This window comes from Floridaenema evergladense BLCC-F167 (assembly GCF_041929205.2).
Lineage (GTDB): Bacteria > Cyanobacteriota > Cyanobacteriia > Cyanobacteriales > Aerosakkonemataceae > Floridanema > Floridanema evergladense.
In genome coordinates this window covers 499602-515452 of record NZ_CM171625.1, presented here as the reverse complement: position 1 = coordinate 515452, position 15851 = coordinate 499602, and the positions used below count along the sequence as shown (strand labels likewise).

The 15851-nt window shown below is 39.6% G+C and carries 16 protein-coding genes; 8 read left to right on the top strand and 8 right to left on the bottom strand.

Features of this window, described 5'->3' with window-relative positions; translation table 11 throughout:
• The first annotated feature begins 94 nt into the window (after window positions 1–94).
• From ACE1CA_RS02420 to ACE1CA_RS02395, 6 genes are all read left to right on the top strand, one after another.
• Complete coding sequence (locus ACE1CA_RS02420) at window positions 95–1201, top strand: glycosyltransferase (protein WP_413276261.1); 1107 nt, start codon at window positions 95–97, stop codon at window positions 1199–1201.
• Window positions 1198–2370, top strand: a complete 1173-nt coding sequence (locus tag ACE1CA_RS02415; RefSeq protein WP_413276260.1) for a glycosyltransferase — start codon at window positions 1198–1200, stop codon at window positions 2368–2370. The genes ACE1CA_RS02420 and ACE1CA_RS02415 overlap by 4 nt, the downstream gene beginning before the upstream one ends.
• A 22-nt stretch (window positions 2371–2392) precedes the next feature.
• On the top strand, window positions 2393–3121 hold the full coding sequence (locus ACE1CA_RS02410; RefSeq protein WP_413276259.1) for a class I SAM-dependent methyltransferase: 729 nt from the start codon (window positions 2393–2395) through the stop codon (window positions 3119–3121).
• Between the two features lie 7 nt (window positions 3122–3128).
• Complete coding sequence (locus ACE1CA_RS02405; protein ID WP_459563564.1) at window positions 3129–3698, top strand: YdcF family protein; 570 nt, start codon at window positions 3129–3131, stop codon at window positions 3696–3698.
• Between the two features lie 82 nt (window positions 3699–3780).
• The gene (locus ACE1CA_RS02400) at window positions 3781–4815 is read left to right on the top strand and encodes an SGNH/GDSL hydrolase family protein (protein WP_413276257.1); all 1035 of its coding nucleotides are present in this window, start codon (window positions 3781–3783) and stop codon (window positions 4813–4815) included.
• A 295-nt stretch (window positions 4816–5110) separates the two neighbouring features.
• Window positions 5111–6466, top strand: a complete 1356-nt coding sequence (locus tag ACE1CA_RS02395; protein ID WP_413276256.1) for a glycosyltransferase family 4 protein — start codon at window positions 5111–5113, stop codon at window positions 6464–6466.
• A gap of 6 nt (window positions 6467–6472) precedes the next feature.
• Here the strand turns inward: ACE1CA_RS02395 and ACE1CA_RS02390 are convergent, their stop codons facing one another.
• The 8 genes from ACE1CA_RS02390 to sufB all read right to left on the bottom strand — a co-directional run bounded on the left by ACE1CA_RS02390 (window position 6473) and on the right by sufB (window position 14594).
• Window positions 6473–6946 carry a TspO/MBR family protein gene (locus tag ACE1CA_RS02390; protein WP_413276255.1) on the bottom strand — a complete coding sequence of 158 codons (474 nt, stop codon included), beginning with the start codon at window positions 6944–6946 and terminating at the stop codon, window positions 6473–6475.
• Window positions 6947–7259: 313 nt separating this feature from the next.
• Entirely contained in the window at window positions 7260–7829 is a 570-nt protein-coding gene (locus ACE1CA_RS02385; protein ID WP_413276254.1) for a hypothetical protein, read from the bottom strand.
• A 243-nt stretch (window positions 7830–8072) separates the two neighbouring features.
• Window positions 8073–8528, bottom strand: coding sequence for a hypothetical protein (locus ACE1CA_RS02380; protein WP_413276253.1), 456 nt, complete (start codon window positions 8526–8528; stop codon window positions 8073–8075).
• 107 nt (window positions 8529–8635) lie between these two features.
• Entirely contained in the window at window positions 8636–9271 is a 636-nt protein-coding gene (locus ACE1CA_RS02375; protein ID WP_413276252.1) for a type I restriction endonuclease subunit R, read from the bottom strand.
• 98 nt (window positions 9272–9369) lie between these two features.
• Window positions 9370–10632 carry a SufS family cysteine desulfurase gene (locus ACE1CA_RS02370; RefSeq protein WP_413276251.1) on the bottom strand — a complete coding sequence of 421 codons (1263 nt, stop codon included), beginning with the start codon at window positions 10630–10632 and terminating at the stop codon, window positions 9370–9372.
• A gap of 200 nt (window positions 10633–10832) precedes the next feature.
• Window positions 10833–12179 carry a Fe-S cluster assembly protein SufD gene (gene sufD, locus ACE1CA_RS02365; protein WP_413276250.1) on the bottom strand — a complete coding sequence of 449 codons (1347 nt, stop codon included), beginning with the start codon at window positions 12177–12179 and terminating at the stop codon, window positions 10833–10835.
• Window positions 12176–12964 carry a Fe-S cluster assembly ATPase SufC gene (gene sufC, locus ACE1CA_RS02360; RefSeq protein ID WP_413276249.1) on the bottom strand — a complete coding sequence of 263 codons (789 nt, stop codon included), beginning with the start codon at window positions 12962–12964 and terminating at the stop codon, window positions 12176–12178. The genes sufD and sufC overlap by 4 nt, the downstream gene beginning before the upstream one ends.
• A gap of 193 nt (window positions 12965–13157) precedes the next feature.
• Window positions 13158–14594 (bottom strand): Fe-S cluster assembly protein SufB, encoded by a 1437-nt coding sequence (gene sufB, locus ACE1CA_RS02355; protein ID WP_413276248.1) that lies wholly within the window; start codon window positions 14592–14594, stop codon window positions 13158–13160.
• A gap of 265 nt (window positions 14595–14859) precedes the next feature.
• On the opposite strand from sufB, the gene sufR reads away from it, so the two are divergent.
• Together sufR and ACE1CA_RS02345 are read left to right on the top strand one after the other, a co-directional pair.
• A complete protein-coding gene (sufR, locus tag ACE1CA_RS02350) occupies window positions 14860–15519 on the top strand; it encodes an iron-sulfur cluster biosynthesis transcriptional regulator SufR (RefSeq protein ID WP_413276247.1) in 660 nt (219 codons plus the stop codon).
• A 16-nt stretch (window positions 15520–15535) separates the two neighbouring features.
• On the top strand, window positions 15536–15793 hold the full coding sequence (locus ACE1CA_RS02345; RefSeq protein WP_413276246.1) for a hypothetical protein: 258 nt from the start codon (window positions 15536–15538) through the stop codon (window positions 15791–15793).
• The last annotated feature ends 58 nt before the right edge of the window (window positions 15794–15851 follow it).

Below are 15851 nucleotides of genomic sequence, written 5' to 3'. Positions count from 1 at the left end.
AAATTTACTTTAAATGCCTACTTATCAAATAATATCAACTTCTAATCAAACTATGCTTTCTCAAAAATCGTTGCTCCATCTTTGGATTCCTAATATGTTTCAATTTAAAGGGGGAATTCAAACTTATTCAGCTTTTTTTCTGGAAGCATTACAGAGTTTATACCCAGATCTAGATTATCATATTTTTCTTAAACACGATACTTTTTTATCAACAGATTTTTCCTTTCTACCTGATACTAAATTTCACTTTGCCGGAATTGCACCAGCCAATTTTAGAACCATATTTTTTGCTACGCAAATATTTAGATATGGACTTTGGCAACGACCAAATTTAATTATATCTACCCATCTAAATTTTACTATGGCTGCTTATTGGTTAAAACGGATAGCAAATATTCCCTATTGGGCGGTTGCTCATGGTGTTGATGCTTGGAATATCGATCGCCCTGCCCTAAAAACTGCGTTGCAAAATGCAGATAAAATTATTTCAGTTAGCGGTTACACTCGCGATCGCCTACTCACTGAACAAAACCTAGACCCAACTAAAGTTGTCCTTTTACCCAATACTTTTGATGCCAGTCGTTTTCAAATTAGTCCTCAACCAGAATACCTATTAAAACGTTATGAATTAACAACTAATCATTCTATTATTTTAACAGTAGCTAGACTCGATCGTAGCGAACAATATAAAGGGTACGATCGAATTATTCAAGCATTACCAGAAATTCGCCGTTATATTCCAAATGTACATTATATTCTAGGGGGAAAAGGTAACGACAAATCGCGGATTATGCAATTAATCTCTCAGTTGGATTTACAAAATTGTGTTACATTAGCCGGGTTCATTCCTGACAATGAACTGAGCGATCATTACAATCTTTGTGATGTCTTCGCTATGCCCAGCAAAGGTGAGGGATTTGGTATTGTTTATTTAGAAGCTTTAGCTTGTGGCAAACCAACTTTAGGAGGAGACAAAGATGGTGCTGTTGATGCTCTTTGTCACGGCGAATTAGGCGCTTTAGTAGACCCTGATAACCTCACAGAAATTAGCCAAACTTTGATTAAAATATTGCAAGGTACTTATCCTCACCCAATTATGTATCAGCCAGAAATATTACGCCAAAAAGTTCAGGAAATTTATGGTTTTGATCGCTTTAAACAGAGCTTAAAAGAAATTATGCAAAGTGAGTTAGTAAAATGAAAGTTTTGCACGTTATTCCCTCAATTAGCCCCACTCTTGGTGGCCCAACACAAGTAGTTTTAAACTTAGTAAAAGCTTTGCGAGAATGTAAAATTGAAGCTGAAATAGTTACTACTAATGATAATGTAGATGTGCCCTTATATCAATGTGTTGAATATGCACAAGTTCCAGTGTGGTTTTTGCCAAAATCTTCTTTATCTTTAAAAGAATATTTTTTCTCGCCAGCTATTACTAAATGGTTGTGGCAAAATATCAGAAATTACGACATTTTAGATAATCATTATCTTTTTTCTTACGCTTCAACTTGTGCAGGCGCGATCGCACGTTGGCAAAAAATACCCTACACAGTTCGCACAATGGGACAACTTGCACCTTGGGCACTAGCGCAAAGTCAGCGCAAAAAACAAATATATAGCTTACTCATAGAAAGGCATAATTTGAATCGTGCAGCAGCTATTCATTGCACTTCCGAAGGAGAAGTCAAAGATGTCCGAAATTTTGGCATAAAAACCCCTACTGTCACTCTACCTTTAGGAGTAAAACAACCAGAAACTTTGCCAGACGCTAAACAAAAAATCCGCGACAAATATCAGATTAATTCCACAATTCCCATAGTCTTATTTCTCTCTCGATTACATTATAAAAAACGTCCAGATTTATTAATCCGTTCCCTGGAAAAATTGGCATTCAACCAAACTCAATTTCATCTAATTTTAGCTGGTACGGGTGAGCCTGAATACCTACAATATTTACAAAAATTAGTTTTAGATAGCGGTTTAATTGCTCAAACTACCTTTTCTGGGTTTGTGACTGGGAAAGATAAAGATTTACTTTTGCAAGGATCGGATATATTTGTATTGCCATCTTTTTCCGAAAATTTTGGCATTGCTGTAGCGGAAGCATTAGCAAATGGATTACCAGTGATTATTACCCCAGATATTCAAATTGCGCCGGAAATTTCCAGGGCTAATGCTGGGTTAATTGTAGCAGGAGAAGAGGAGACAATTGCCAATGCGATCGCTCAACTAATTTCAACTCCAGAACAGCGGTATCAATTAGCAGAAAATGGCAAAAAACTAGTCAAAGAGCGTTATTCTTGGAATGCGATCGCTTATCAACTTACCGAAGCTTATCGCACCATTATTGAAAAACAAACACTATCCCAATAAATCAAATTTCCTTAATCACAAAATGACTTACTCTCAACGTTTATTACAGCAGGGAAATCCCTTAACAAGGTTAGCACATCGCTCTCGATTTAGTGCAGTTTTAAATCTCCTGGGTAATACTAAATATCAGCAAGCACTCGACTACGGTTGTGGTGATGGTTGGTTACTAAAAATTGCTTATGAACAAGGCATAATCTCATCAGGAATTGGCATTGACGTGGCAGATTATATGTTAGAAGCTTGCCAAGAAATGTTTGCAGAAATCCCAGGATTTAAATTTTGTAAACCAGAAGAATTATCTAAAGTAATACCCCCGCAAAGTAGCGATCTAATTTTCTGCACCGAAACCTTAGAACATATAGGTAATACTGAAAGTGCTTTAGCTCAAATTTTAACTTATAGTCAACCGGGAGCCACAATGATTATCTCCGTTCCCATTGAAATTGGGCCATCACTTTTCTTCAAACAAATCGGACGCTACTTTGCCAATCTCAAAGGCAATTACGGTTACGAAAAATACACCCCAAGCGAGATGATATCTGCCGCAATTATGTGGGACGTGGAAAGTTTTCCCTCATCCCATTCCCTAAAAAATGATTACACTGGTCACAAAGGGTTTGATTACCGTAAAATAGAGCAATTACTGAGTAAAAAAGTCAAAATTCAGCAACGAAAATTTTCTCCTTTTCCTTGGGGTAGCAATCTACTTAATAGCACGGTAATTTGGGTATGTAAAATTGAAAATACCTAAAATGGGTATGTTGTTGCGCTTTAGCGCTCTGAGATTAATTAAATTAGCAATCATTGGCTTTTTAGTAGTGCTAATGACTTTTATTCCAGTGCGAATAGCGATCGCCAATATCCAAGCACCCCAGCCACAAGCTATACTGACTCTGGGTAGTTGGCTCGATCGAGAATACTTTACCGCCCAATTCGCCACCAAACATCCTAACTTAGAAATTTGGGTTTCTTCCGGTACCTCTCCCGAATTTGCCAGACCAATTTTTCGCGCCTTTGGCATCCCAAACAGCAGAGTACATCTAGACTACCGTGCAGTTGATACCGTCACCAACTTTACAACATTAATCAACGACTTTAAAAGTCGAAAAATTCAACATCTCTACCTGATTACCTCTGCATATCACATAACCAGGGCAAAAGCAATTGCTACCCTAATTCTAGGTAGTCAAGGTATTATATTTACTCCCCTAACTGTTTCATCCAATGAACCATCCGAATCTTGGCTTCGTATCTTACGTGACATTTGTCGCTCCTTACTTTGGATTTTTACAGGTCGTACAGGAGCCAGCCTTAACTCTCACTTCTAGGCAAAAATTTACCTTCACAAATTACCTAAAAAGCAGGAGTAAATAATTACTAATTATCACTTTTAAACCTTGAGGTTACAGCATGAAAATACCTGCAAAGTACTGGATACCTGGTTCTGTACTTGCTGTTTTTGTTGGGATGGAGGTAATACTAAGAGTAGGATTCGGATTAGGAAACCCAGTATTAGTACAAGCAGACTCTTTTACTGGTTATCGATTTCAACCCAATCAAAATTTATTCCGATTAGGTAAAAAAGTTCAGTACAATCAGTACTCGCAACGCTCCGAACCAATTACACTAAAAAAGCCGCCTGAAAAACTCAGAATATTAATGACAGGAGACTCAGTTCTCAATGGTGGCAATCCTACAGATCAAAGCCGAACTATTACTGAACTATTTAAAGCCAAACTGTCTGCATCTGGACATCCAGCAGAAGTATTAAATGCTTCAGCAGGTTCTTGGGGAATTGGCAACGCCTTGGGGTATCTCCGGGAATTTGGTACTTTTAACGCCGATGCAGTAATTTTACAAATAGGCATTCATGACCTTACTCAGCCTACCAGTACTAGCACAATTGTTGGACATCATCCAGCTTTTCCCACTCATCCACCATTGCTGGCAACCCAAGATGCCTGGAATCGCTATATTTGGCCTCAAGTAGCTGGTAAATTAGGTTACAGCTTACCCAATGGCGATTTTGCCTCATCTCCCAGATCTCTGTCCCCAGATCAGCAATTTAAGCAAAATATGCAGCACTTTAAAGAAATAATTACTCTGGTTCGTAGTAAAAATATACCTGTTTTTGTCCTATTTACGCCCAATCGTGACGACTTATTACCAAAAACTAATGTGCCAAAGTATAAACCAGAGTTTTTTCGGTTGCTTAAATTTTTACAGATTCCTGTCATTGACACTCAAACCAATTGGTCAACCTTGTCACCAGCAACAGTAGCAACCTACTTTCGTGATGATGTGCATCTTACTGTACAAGGTAATCAAGCTGTAGCTCAAAATCTCTTTGGGCTACTTTGCCTAAAGCGTCAGTTAAAAGCCTGTGCTAGTTCTCAACTTCCTTCTGGTTCTCCATCTACACTAAACCAAAAACTACGTAGTTGAAGAATCTTCGATTAAAGTGGCTATATCGCTAAATTTAGTGGTAAATGTATTACAGCGCTCTCCTCACACAAAAAAATTTATACTCTTTGGTTGCCTAAATTATGGAATAAGGAGAAAGGTTTTGTAGAGTTAATAGGTGTAATGTGTGACCTGAATTCTTCAGTAGATAAACAGGTTACTTTAGGAAGCTGCCTTTCCATAAATTTACTATAGAAAAATTAAACTCTCTAAGGAAAGAAGTGGCGGCAAATTAGTCTTGAGTTTTATTTTCACAGACACCTTTAGGGCATTATCAATGGAAATCACCCAAGCGAAATGGAAATTGCAGAGATTCTTAACCCCACAGCCAAGTGGTATTAAGGAAGAAGATACAGCTAAAGAGCAACTCCCAGTCAGGCTGTCTATTATTACTCAGTTTTATCCGCCAGATTATGCTCCCACCGGGCAACTTATTGAGGAGTTATCTACCCAGTTAAGGCATCAAGGTTTACATATCCACATCTTTACAGGTCAACCAGGTTATGCTTTTAAAAAAGAGTCAGCCCCTTCGATTGAGCAAAGGGATCGACTTTTGATTAGGCGATCGCGCACCGCCAGACTCTGGCCCCAAAGAATCAGAGGAAAAGCCGTTAATGGCTTATTATTCTGTTTACGTTCAGCTTTCCATTTACTTAAAACCTGTTGGCGTGGCGATATCCTCCTCCTCACTACTGCGCCTCCTTTTTTGCCAATTTTAGGTTACTTAGCTAATATTTGTTTTGGTTTACCTTATGTATGCTTACTTTACGATTTGTATCCCGACGTGGCAGTGCAGTTAAAAGTGGTTCGGGGACAACATTGGGTGGTGAGATTCTGGAATTTTATTAATAGAGAAATTTGGAAAAATGCCAAGGGAATTATTGTTCTTAGTTCCACAATGAAGGAACGCATTATTGCCAAATGTCCAGAAGTAGCTGACAAAATTACCGTAATTCACAGTTGGGCTAATCCTAATTTAATTGTTCCCATATCCAAAAAAGATAACTGGTTTGCTCACAAATATAATTTGGTAGAAAAATTCACGGTTCTTTATTCTGGTAATATGGGTCGCTGTCATGATATGGAAACGATCGTGGAAGCTGCTAAACAATTACAAGAGCAACCTATTCAATTTGTATTTATAGGTGATGGTGCTAAACGGAAACTTTGTGAGGAACAAGTAGCTTTGTTTGGTTTAAAGAATTGTCTATTTTTGCCCTACCAAGATAAACAATATCTTCCTTATTCTTTGACTGCGTGCGATTTATCGTTAGTTAGCGTGAGTCAGGGTATGGAAGGACTAGTTGCTCCTAGCAAACTTTACGGCATTTTAGCAGCTGGTCGTCCTGTAGCAGTGGTTTGTGAGGAGCATTCTTACCTTTGCGAGTTAGTAGAAGAAGCTAAATGTGGTGCAACTTTTCGCAATGGTGATGCTAGTGAATTAGCTCAATTTATTAGTTGTTTAGCTAGTAACAAACAGTTAGTTAATCAAATGGGTAAAGCGGGTCGTCGTTATTTTCAATCCCATTTTACACTGGAGATTATTGCTAAGGAATATTCACAAGTTTTGTGTAAAGCCTTAGTACCGGAGCCAAAATGCGATCGCTCAATTTTGATGAAACAAGTAAATTAATTAATCTTACTGATCTTTAGGATTGAGTTGCATCATTTCATAAGTTGTGTAAGTTCCAATGGGACTCCAAATTACATAAGGAAGTAATAACAAACTTGCCCAAGGGGAAACAGACCAAACTGTTATGGCTAAAATAACGCCTAAAATTGAACCAATAGCACCAACAATGGTGCCAGCTTTTAAACTATGGAGCCTAAACATTACTGGGTTATAAGCTACGATCGCAATTTCCACCAACAAGTAAAAACCCATTAACCACCATGTTTTTTGGCTCCCTGGATCTGTTTCCCAAACAATATAAGCTGACCAAGCTCCACAAATAAAAATAATCGTCCAAATAATTGGAATAAGACCTTCAAAAGTTAGCCATCTGGGACGCTGCAACCGCTTAAACCATTTCACGTCTTGTGGCAAAATTATATTACTACCTAGCGCGACCACTAATGTCACTGCCCCAATTACCATCCAGGATTTAATCATTACTTTAATACAGCTTTTACAAATACTTTCTTTAGTGATTGTGTCAGTTTTTTTAAATAAGTTTAATCAATCTTTGGTAGTAAGATTTTGTGCATCTATCTTGGGGTGGAGGTTGGGCGATCAATCTTTTTTAAACCGCAAAGAACGCAAAGGAAAGAGAGGGGCAATCGCACTTTACTACTTTTACTTATCATCTTCTTGTTTAACATCGGGCCAGCGATCGAAACCTAGTAACTTACCAACTTTAGAATTTCTCCAAAAAGCTTGCCTTTCAGCATGAGTCATGATTGTATTAGTCCCAACTCGAACTTGTTCAGGAGTCAAGAATTCGGGGGACTCCCCATTGTCTTTCTTGTCTTTCGCAGAAGGTAAAGGCATTTTCTCTTGAGAATTTGAACACATATCCATCCTCTCCTGGGGCAATATTTGTCGCCCCTACATACTCCATCTCTATTATGTCCCTGTAGTAGTCAAAGGCTGAATCGACGGACACTAACACAATTAGTGTGTCTCTTACGCCTCCAGAACAATAGCGCAATCCCAGTTGTGTTGCATACCAAATTAGCCATTTGCCTATGGGTATAATTAGGCGATTAGCTTGCTGACCTCTACTAATAGGATTTGTTTCTAATTGTTCGATTTCTAAAGTTTCCGGTAGCCCTGGATAGGGAAAAACAGTGTACCTAATTAGTCCCCAGATTTGCTGGTTATAAACAAGTTTAACTATATTTTGTAAGTCAAAGTCGGTACGCCGCCATAATTCTTGCCAGTTAAAAGTCCAATTAGTCGGCATATCATCTACTGTGGCAAGAGTAATTACAGCCTCTTGTTCGCCAGCATCTTGTGTCATGACTCGCACCCGATACGAGCCGATGTCTACCATTCGGTTAATCCTCACTCTCTTGAGAGAGATAATACTGCTTTAGAGGATGAGAGTGCGATCGCATTTCCCTAGTTTCTGTCTGTTTGCTTGGTGCGATCGATCTTTTTTAAACCGCAGAGACGCAGAGAACGCAGAGTTTTTTTTGAACCGCGAAGACGCGAAGGACGCGAAGAAAAGAGGGCGATCAAATTTTTTATTCTGTTTTTCTTAGTTGAATTAAATACTGAGAATATCTAAAATGCTTTACTCTTGTATCTTTTCAATTCTCGTAATTTTCCATATCCCGTAAGGCTTTTCTGGACATAATTCAATGAAAACTCGGTCAGAATCTATATGTTTAACAGGTACAAATAGCACACTAATGTTACTTTTAAAGTCTATAACTGCTTGGAATACCTCTTTACTATCTTCAGTAACTTGATAAATATTTATAGTTAAAGATGGGTTAAATCCTAATGGTATAGTATTAAAAGTACCTTTAAATAGCCCCCAAAGTTCAGTTTTATTTTTTGTTCCATACAAAGAGCCTGAATAAGAATCTGAAATAACTTTACTTAATTTATCTGCGTTTTTAGCATCATAAGCAGATTTAAAAGCTTGAAAAACAGCAAGCATATTATCTCGTAATTGCGGTGGATTATAACCCTGCTGATACCATAGGTAAATTCCTTGTGCAACTTTTATGCAAACATCTAACATAAAACATTACCTCTAAGATTAATTAATTAATAATGGTAATTTATAAATAGTACACCAAAACAATAAATTATAAATTTTATTACAAAAATTTGCTTTATTTAAACCTACTACACATCCCTTAAAATCATAATTTTCTTAATCACTCTCACAACCTCATAAAGTTCATTCTCCTGCGGATTAACAAGCGTAAACTTTCTCGACAAAGCATACTGCCCCAACTGCTGATTTAACTTAACAAAAATATAATCTTCACCAGTCATTATTAACCCAAAAACTGGCGTTTCTATATTAGGATTTGCCACCATATATGCTAAAGTTTGCGGCAATGCTTGTAAAACGCTAAAACTATATTGTTTCGCTTCTATTACCACAACCCAAAATAAATCTTTAATTACTAAAGCATCAATAAAACCCTCTAATTGAGTGTTTCCGTTTTCAATTTCCACTTTGACAAACTTTTCGCCGCGAATCTTAAAAGGAGAATCACATAATCCCAGCAATTCTAAAAGAGGCGATAAAATAATAATGCTGACAGTTCCTTCTAAGACAAAACCATCAGCAGCATAGTAAAGATAGCGATTTTTTAATCGATTTAACGCCTGTTTCTCTTCTTCCGTCAGTTCAGGTAAATCTTGCCACCATTCAGTAAAAAAATTTGGCTCATTAGTTGGACTTAAATTTAACCTTTCATGAGCTACATTTAAATTAGTAATCGCTTTGGCAATTCCAACAGATTCGGGCATAATATCATCTAGTTTATATCTGATTGTAGGGGCGGGTTTAGCAAACAATCTATGATTCCCAAAAACAATTTCTCAACAAAACCCGCCCGACTACGATTTTACCCAAAAATTCCGCCAAAAAATTCGATCGCTTCCCTCAAAGCAGCAATAAAAACATCAATCTCTTCCTTCGTATTGTAGAAATACAAACTCGCTCTCGCCGTAGATTGAGCTTTCAAATAACGGTGTAAAGGTTGGGTACAATGATGCCCCGCCCTAATCGCCACCCCAGCTTGATCTAAAATCGTAGATAAGTCATGAGGATGCACATTTCCCGACGTAAAAGAAGCGAGTGCCGCTCTATTTCCTCCTGTAGAATTAGCTTGAGGGCCATAAATTCTAATTTCGGGAATTTGGCGCAATTGTTCAAACAAATAAGCTGTTAATTCCGCTTCGTAAGCATGAATTTTTTCCATGCCAATATTAGAAAGATAATCAACAGCAGCACCAAGTCCAATTGCTTCCGCTATTGCCGGAGTTCCCGCTTCAAATTTATGAGGAATATCCGCATAAGTTGAATTTTCTAAAAACACATCGGCAATCATTTCACCACCACCCAAAAAAGGTGGCATTGCCCGCAGGATTTTTGCTTTACCATACAAGAAGCCAATACCTGTTGGCCCACACATTTTATGTCCAGATGCTACCAGCCAATCACAATTAATTTTCTGAACATCAATAGGCAGATGTGGTGTACTTTGGCAAGCATCAATTAATACTTTTGCGCCATATTTATGAGCAATTTCGGTAATTTCTTCTACCGGATTGATGCAACCCAAGGTGTTAGAAACATGAACTACTGAGACGAGTTTGGTTTTATCGGAAACTAGGGATTTGTACTGTTCCAAATCGAATTCTTCGCTGGGGGTTAGTTCGACAAATTTTAATATTGCGCCTGTAGTTTTAGCTACTAATTGCCAGGGGACTAAGTTGCTATGATGTTCCATAACGGAGAGGATGATTTCATCTCCGGGTTGTAAGTGAGTTAAACCCCAAGCATAAGCTATTAAGTTAATTGCTTCGGAAGCGTTGCGGGTGTAAATGATTTCTTCGGGTAAATTAGCGTTAACAAATTTGGCAATTTTTACCCGCGCACCTTCGTAAGCGTCGGTAGCTTTTCCGCTTAAAGTGTGAACTCCGCGATGCACGTTTGAGTTGTATTGTTCGTAGTAATTTCGCAGTGCGTCGAGTACTGCTACGGGTTTTTGTGAGGTTGCGGCGTTGTCGAGATAAACTAAGGGTTTGCCGTTGACTTCTTGGTGTAAAATTGGGAAGTCTTTACGGACTATTTGAGCGAGGGTTCTTTCTTTTGTGATGGTCATTTGTTTTTTTAACGCAGATGAATGCAGATGTTTTTTAGAGTTTTTGGTGAAGTCAGAAAGTTTTATTTTTTAACGCAGATGAATGCAGATGAACGCGGATGAACGCAGATGTTTTTGTAGGTTACTGGTGAGGAGGCGAGAGGTTATTTTGTATTATTTCCCAGTCCCCAGTCACCAGTCCCCAATCCCCAATTCCCCGTCTATCTCTCCATTTGTTTCACTACTGAATAAAGGGTTTCTCGCAGTGAGGGAATGGGTAATTTGTTGATGATTTCAGCGGCGAAGGCGTTAATTAAAAGGTTGCGGGAATCGTTTTCGTTTAAACCTCTACTTTGAAGATAGAAAACTTCTTCTGCATCCAGTTGACTAACTGTTGCGCCGTGCGAACATTTGACGTTATCAGCGGTAATTTCTAGTTGAGGTTTGGTGTCAACTCTTGCTTTGGGGGAGAGTAACAAATTGCGATTTAATTGTGCTGCATTGGTGAGTTGTGCTGCTTGGGGAACGAAGACTTTTCCGTTAAATACGGCGTGCGCTTTATCAGCAACAATACATTTATGTAATTGGTTAGTTGTACCGTGAGGTTTGGTAAGATTGATGGCGCTGTGGGTGTCGGAAAGTTGTTCGCCAGCAATCATTGTTAAACCGTTGAGAACAGTTTCGGTTTGTTCGCCAGTTTGGAAAACTTCTAGGTTATGACGGGAGATTTTCCCACCTAAACTAATCGCATTACAAGTATAGCGACTGTCGCGGGATTGCGCGATCGCACTCCTCCCCACATGAATCGCTTCCCTACCCTCTCTCTGCAAGCGAATATGATTAACCTCAGCGTTTTCTCCCAACCAAATTTGTGTTACTGCATTGGTGAAAGTGGCAACATTACCGATAACAGCAAAATCCTCAACAACGGTAACATTACTACCAGATTCAGCAACTATTAAACAGTGGGGTTGTGCCAAAATAGGTGTTTCACCTGGCATAGTAATAAATAACAGATGAATCGGAGTTTCAATCTGTTGATTTTTTGGCACATACACCACTTCTGCATCCGCCAACCCTGCAATATTTAGGGCGGTGAACACATCATTATATTGTTGTTCTTGGTTGAGTAATTCGCGGATACGGGCGTGATAATTTCCCGGCGCATTCGATAAGTTCCCAGCAAAAAACTCCATCGCCAAAGTTGGGAGAAGTGATGCTTCCATCGTTGACAACTGAGGTGCATAGTAACCGTTAACAAACACCACCCGCAACGGCAAAGCATCCTTAGCACTAACGGGCAAAGTTAGCGAAGACAAAGCCAAATTTGGTTCATGAGTTAAATCAGGAACTTGCAAAGGAATTTCTAAAAGTGGCGAGATATCAGTAAACCGCCATTCCTCATCTCTAGTAGTAGGAAACTTAGAAGCAAGCACATATTCCGCAGCAGCATCGCGCAAATCTTTCAACCCATAAGCGCAACCTTCCCGCTTACCTTTACCCAACTTGCGGCACTGATTTACCAACTCAGGCAGAAAACTTTCTCTATTAGCAACTTGTGTAATCATCGTACCACCTCAGCTGCCTTTTCTTCCGTTACCCAATCATAACCGCGTGCTTCCAATTCCAAAGCTAATTCCTTAGTTCCAGTAGTGACAATTCTGCCACCTTCCATCACATGAACATAATCAGGAATAATGTAATCCAACAATCTTTGATAGTGGGTAATTACCAACATGGCATTTTCCGCATTTGCCAATTGATTAACCCCATTTGCCACAATCTTCAAAGCGTCGATATCTAAACCCGAATCAGTCTCATCTAAAATTGCCAACTTCGGTTCCAACAACGCCATTTGCAGAATCTCATTCCGCTTCTTCTCCCCACCAGAAAAACCTTCATTCACACTGCGGATTAAAAAACTGGCATTCATCTTCACCACTTCCAACTTTTGTTCCACCAAATCTTGGAAATCAAAAGCATCCAACTCTTCCAAACCCTTACTCTTCCGGTGAGAATTATAAGCCACCCGCAAGAAATCCAAATTACTCACCCCAGGAATTTCCAAAGGATATTGAAAAGCCAAAAACACCCCAGTTCTAGACCTTTCCTCCGGTTCCATTTCCAAGAGATTTTGCCCTTGAAAAATCACCTCACCGCCAGTCACCTCATAAGCAGGGTGCCCAGCCAAAACCTTAGAAAAAGTACTCTTACCCGAACCATTTGGCCCCATGATAGCGTGAATTTCTCCCGCCCTCATTTCCAAATTCAAACCCTTCAAAATCTCATTCCCATCAACATTTGCCCGCAAATCGCGAACCGACAAAATAACCGGACTATTCTCAACAATCATCTTCCTGACTCTCTTTTATCTCTTCTTCTTTCTTCCTTCTTCCTTCGTTACCTTCGTGTCTTCGTGGTTCAAAAAAAAGATTTGTAACCCACAAAAAAAACCAAAGAAACTCTCATTCTTCCCTCTGCGTCCTCGCGTCTCTGCGGTTCAATAAAAAAGATTTTTTAACCGCAGAGACACAGAGAACAAAGAATTAACCAACTGAACCTTCCAACTTCAGACTTAATAAACGATTAGCTTCCACAGCAAATTCCATTGGCAACTGATTAAAAACATCCTTACAGAAGCCATTAATCATCATCGAAATCGCATCCTCTTCCGAAATTCCCCGTTGCGCGAAATAGAACAACTGTTCCTCACCAATTTTAGAAGTCGAAGCCTCATGCTCTAATTTCCCAGTGTTATTCTGCACTTGAATATAAGGGAAAGTGTTCGCTTGAGCATTATCCCCAATTAACATTGAATCACATTGAGAATAATTTCTCGAACCTTCAGCTTTCGGCCCAATTTTCACCAAACCGCGATAACTATTCTTAGAATTCCCAGCAGAAATACCCTTAGAAATAATCGTGCTAGTGGTATTTTTGCCAATATGTATCATCTTGGTTCCCGTGTCAGCTTGCTGTTTATGATTTGTCAGCGCCACTGAGTAGAATTCGCCAACAGAATTGTCGCCAACTAACACGCAACTGGGATATTTCCAAGTAATAGCAGAACCAGTTTCTACCTGAGTCCAAGAAATCTTGGAATTCACACCTTGGCAAAGTCCGCGCTTGGTGACAAAGTTGTAAATTCCACCTTTGCCGTTTTCGTCTCCGGCGTACCAGTTTTGTACGGTGGAGTATTTAATTTCGGCATTGTCTAAAGCTACTAATTCCACAACTGCGGCGTGTAATTGATTTGTATCAAACATCGGCGCAGTACAGCCTTCTAAATAGCTGACATAACTGCCTTCTTCGGCAACAATTAATGTCCGTTCAAATTGTCCCGACTCTCCGGTGTTGATGCGGAAGTAGGTGGACAATTCCATTGGACATTTGGTGTTTTTGGGAATATAAACGAAGGAACCATCGCTGAAAACTGCTGAGTTAAGTGCAGCGTAGAAGTTATCAGCTACCGGAACAACGCTTCCCAAATATTTCTGCACTAATTCGGGATATTCTTGCAATGCTTCGGAAATTGAGCAGAAAATTACGCCTTCTTTGGCTAATTTCTCTCTAAAGGTAGTGGCGACGGAAACGCTATCGAAGATAGCATCGACCGCAACGTTGGAAAGCCGCTTTTGTTCGGAAAGGGGAATTCCCAATTTCTCGAAGGTTTCTAACAGGGTGGGGTCTACTTCTTCGATGCTGTTGAGCTTTTTCTTTTGCTTGGGTGCGGAGTAGTAGATGATGTCTTGGTAATCTATTGGTGGGTAGGTAACATGGGGCCATCTGGGCTCTGTCATCTTTAGCCATTGCCGATACGCCTTGAGGCGAAATTCCAGCATGAACTCTGGTTCGTTCTTTTTGGCAGAGATGAGGCGAACTACATCCTCGTTTAGTCCTTTGGGGATGGTGTCTGCTTCAATGTCGGTGACAAAGCCGTATTTATATGGCTGATTGACTAAAGTTTTGACAGTGGCACTCATTTTATCGGTTCTCTCGTGTTCTCTATGTGTTCTACTCTTTGATGGAAGACGGGTGGTTGCTGACAGGGAGTGACAGGCAGGATGCCTGTCCTACGTCCCGGTTCTACGTCCCTGTGCTTCCAGTCCCTCTAGCAATCTGGGGCTAGACAGGTTAGGATCTAGTATGACTAAAACAACTAATTTGTTTTCTAAGTCTATTTTAAGCTACATTAACAACTAGTAAGTTGTCAAAGTAACATTTTCTGCATGGAGTCCTGGGAAGAAGATGACGACCACAGAGCAAACTTCGACTAAGCAAGATATCCTGGAACATCTATTGCAGCGAGGTCAAGCAACGGCGCTGGAATTGGCTGAGAGTTTGGATATCAGTCCTCAAGCAGTTCGCCGTCATCTGAAAGATTTGGAAGCGGAAGAACTTATCGAGTATGAGTTGGTGCAGGCGGGGATGGGGCGACCTCAACACGCTTACCGTTTGAGTCGCAAGGGGCGCGATCGCTTTCCCAACAATCATGGTAAATTCGCTGTGTCGCTGTTGGATACGATGGCGCAAACTTTGGGAAAAGAGCAGGTCAATAATATCTTACAGAAACAGTGGCAACAAAAGGCGCTGGAATATCGCGATCGCATCGGTAGCGGTAAACTGGGAGAGCGTGTTGCTAAATTGGTTGACCTGCGTCGCGCCGAAGGTTACATGGCAGAATGGTATCCCATTGAATCGGAAACTCCTCAAAATGGGAATTGTTCTCAATTCATGTTTACCGAACATAATTGTGCTATTTCTGATGTCGCGGAAACTTTCCCCAGCGTTTGTTCTCACGAATTAGAAATGTTTGCCACGATTTTACCAGACTGCACTGTTGAGCGTACTCACTGGTTAATTAATGGTCAACATCGCTGCGGTTATATGATTACGAAAAAATCCTGAAGTTAAGTTTTTAATTATGAATCAACAAGGACAACCAGGAGCGCAATTTTTAACTTTAGAAGAGTCAGCAATGGTTGATGGAGCTTTGTTAGCTAATCATGAAAAGTTTTTAACTAGATTAACTATTTCCTCTTTAAAATTATTGCAGCATATCGCTCAAGAATATGGGGTAGCAATTGAAGATTTAACAACTCAACAAATTATTGCTTGGTTTGAAAAAGATGGAAAAATTCGCCGGGAACAAGGGATTGAAGCGGCGTTTTTGAAGTGGTGAGTCTTTGTTGCTAATTTTATCTGCAAATACTATAAATTTTACTATTTTTTTGGGAATA

Bases quoted from the DNA above. Each gene is read 5' to 3' on its own strand.
- ACE1CA_RS02410 (WP_413276259.1), top strand. From the start codon at position 2,393: ATGACTTACTCTCAACGTTTATTACAGCAGGGAAATCCCTTAACAAGG.
- ACE1CA_RS02400 (WP_413276257.1), top strand. From the start codon at position 3,781: ATGAAAATACCTGCAAAGTACTGGATACCTGGTTCTGTACTTGCTGTT.
- ACE1CA_RS02390 (WP_413276255.1), bottom strand. From the start codon at position 6,946: ATGATTAAATCCTGGATGGTAATTGGGGCAGTGACATTAGTGGTCGCG.
- ACE1CA_RS02405 (WP_459563564.1), top strand. From the start codon at position 3,129: ATGTTGTTGCGCTTTAGCGCTCTGAGATTAATTAAATTAGCAATCATT.
- sufB (WP_413276248.1), bottom strand. From the start codon at position 14,594: ATGAGTGCCACTGTCAAAACTTTAGTCAATCAGCCATATAAATACGGC.
- ACE1CA_RS02370 (WP_413276251.1), bottom strand. From the start codon at position 10,632: ATGACCATCACAAAAGAAAGAACCCTCGCTCAAATAGTCCGTAAAGAC.
- ACE1CA_RS02375 (WP_413276252.1), bottom strand. From the start codon at position 9,271: ATGCCCGAATCTGTTGGAATTGCCAAAGCGATTACTAATTTAAATGTA.
- sufC (WP_413276249.1), bottom strand. From the start codon at position 12,964: ATGATTGTTGAGAATAGTCCGGTTATTTTGTCGGTTCGCGATTTGCGG.
- sufD (WP_413276250.1), bottom strand. From the start codon at position 12,179: ATGATTACACAAGTTGCTAATAGAGAAAGTTTTCTGCCTGAGTTGGTA.
- ACE1CA_RS02420 (WP_413276261.1), top strand. From the start codon at position 95: ATGTTTCAATTTAAAGGGGGAATTCAAACTTATTCAGCTTTTTTTCTG.
- ACE1CA_RS02380 (WP_413276253.1), bottom strand. From the start codon at position 8,528: ATGTTAGATGTTTGCATAAAAGTTGCACAAGGAATTTACCTATGGTAT.
- ACE1CA_RS02415 (WP_413276260.1), top strand. From the start codon at position 1,198: ATGAAAGTTTTGCACGTTATTCCCTCAATTAGCCCCACTCTTGGTGGC.
- ACE1CA_RS02345 (WP_413276246.1), top strand. From the start codon at position 15,536: ATGAATCAACAAGGACAACCAGGAGCGCAATTTTTAACTTTAGAAGAG.
- ACE1CA_RS02395 (WP_413276256.1), top strand. From the start codon at position 5,111: ATGGAAATCACCCAAGCGAAATGGAAATTGCAGAGATTCTTAACCCCA.
- sufR (WP_413276247.1), top strand. From the start codon at position 14,860: ATGACGACCACAGAGCAAACTTCGACTAAGCAAGATATCCTGGAACAT.
- ACE1CA_RS02385 (WP_413276254.1), bottom strand. From the start codon at position 7,829: ATGGTAGACATCGGCTCGTATCGGGTGCGAGTCATGACACAAGATGCT.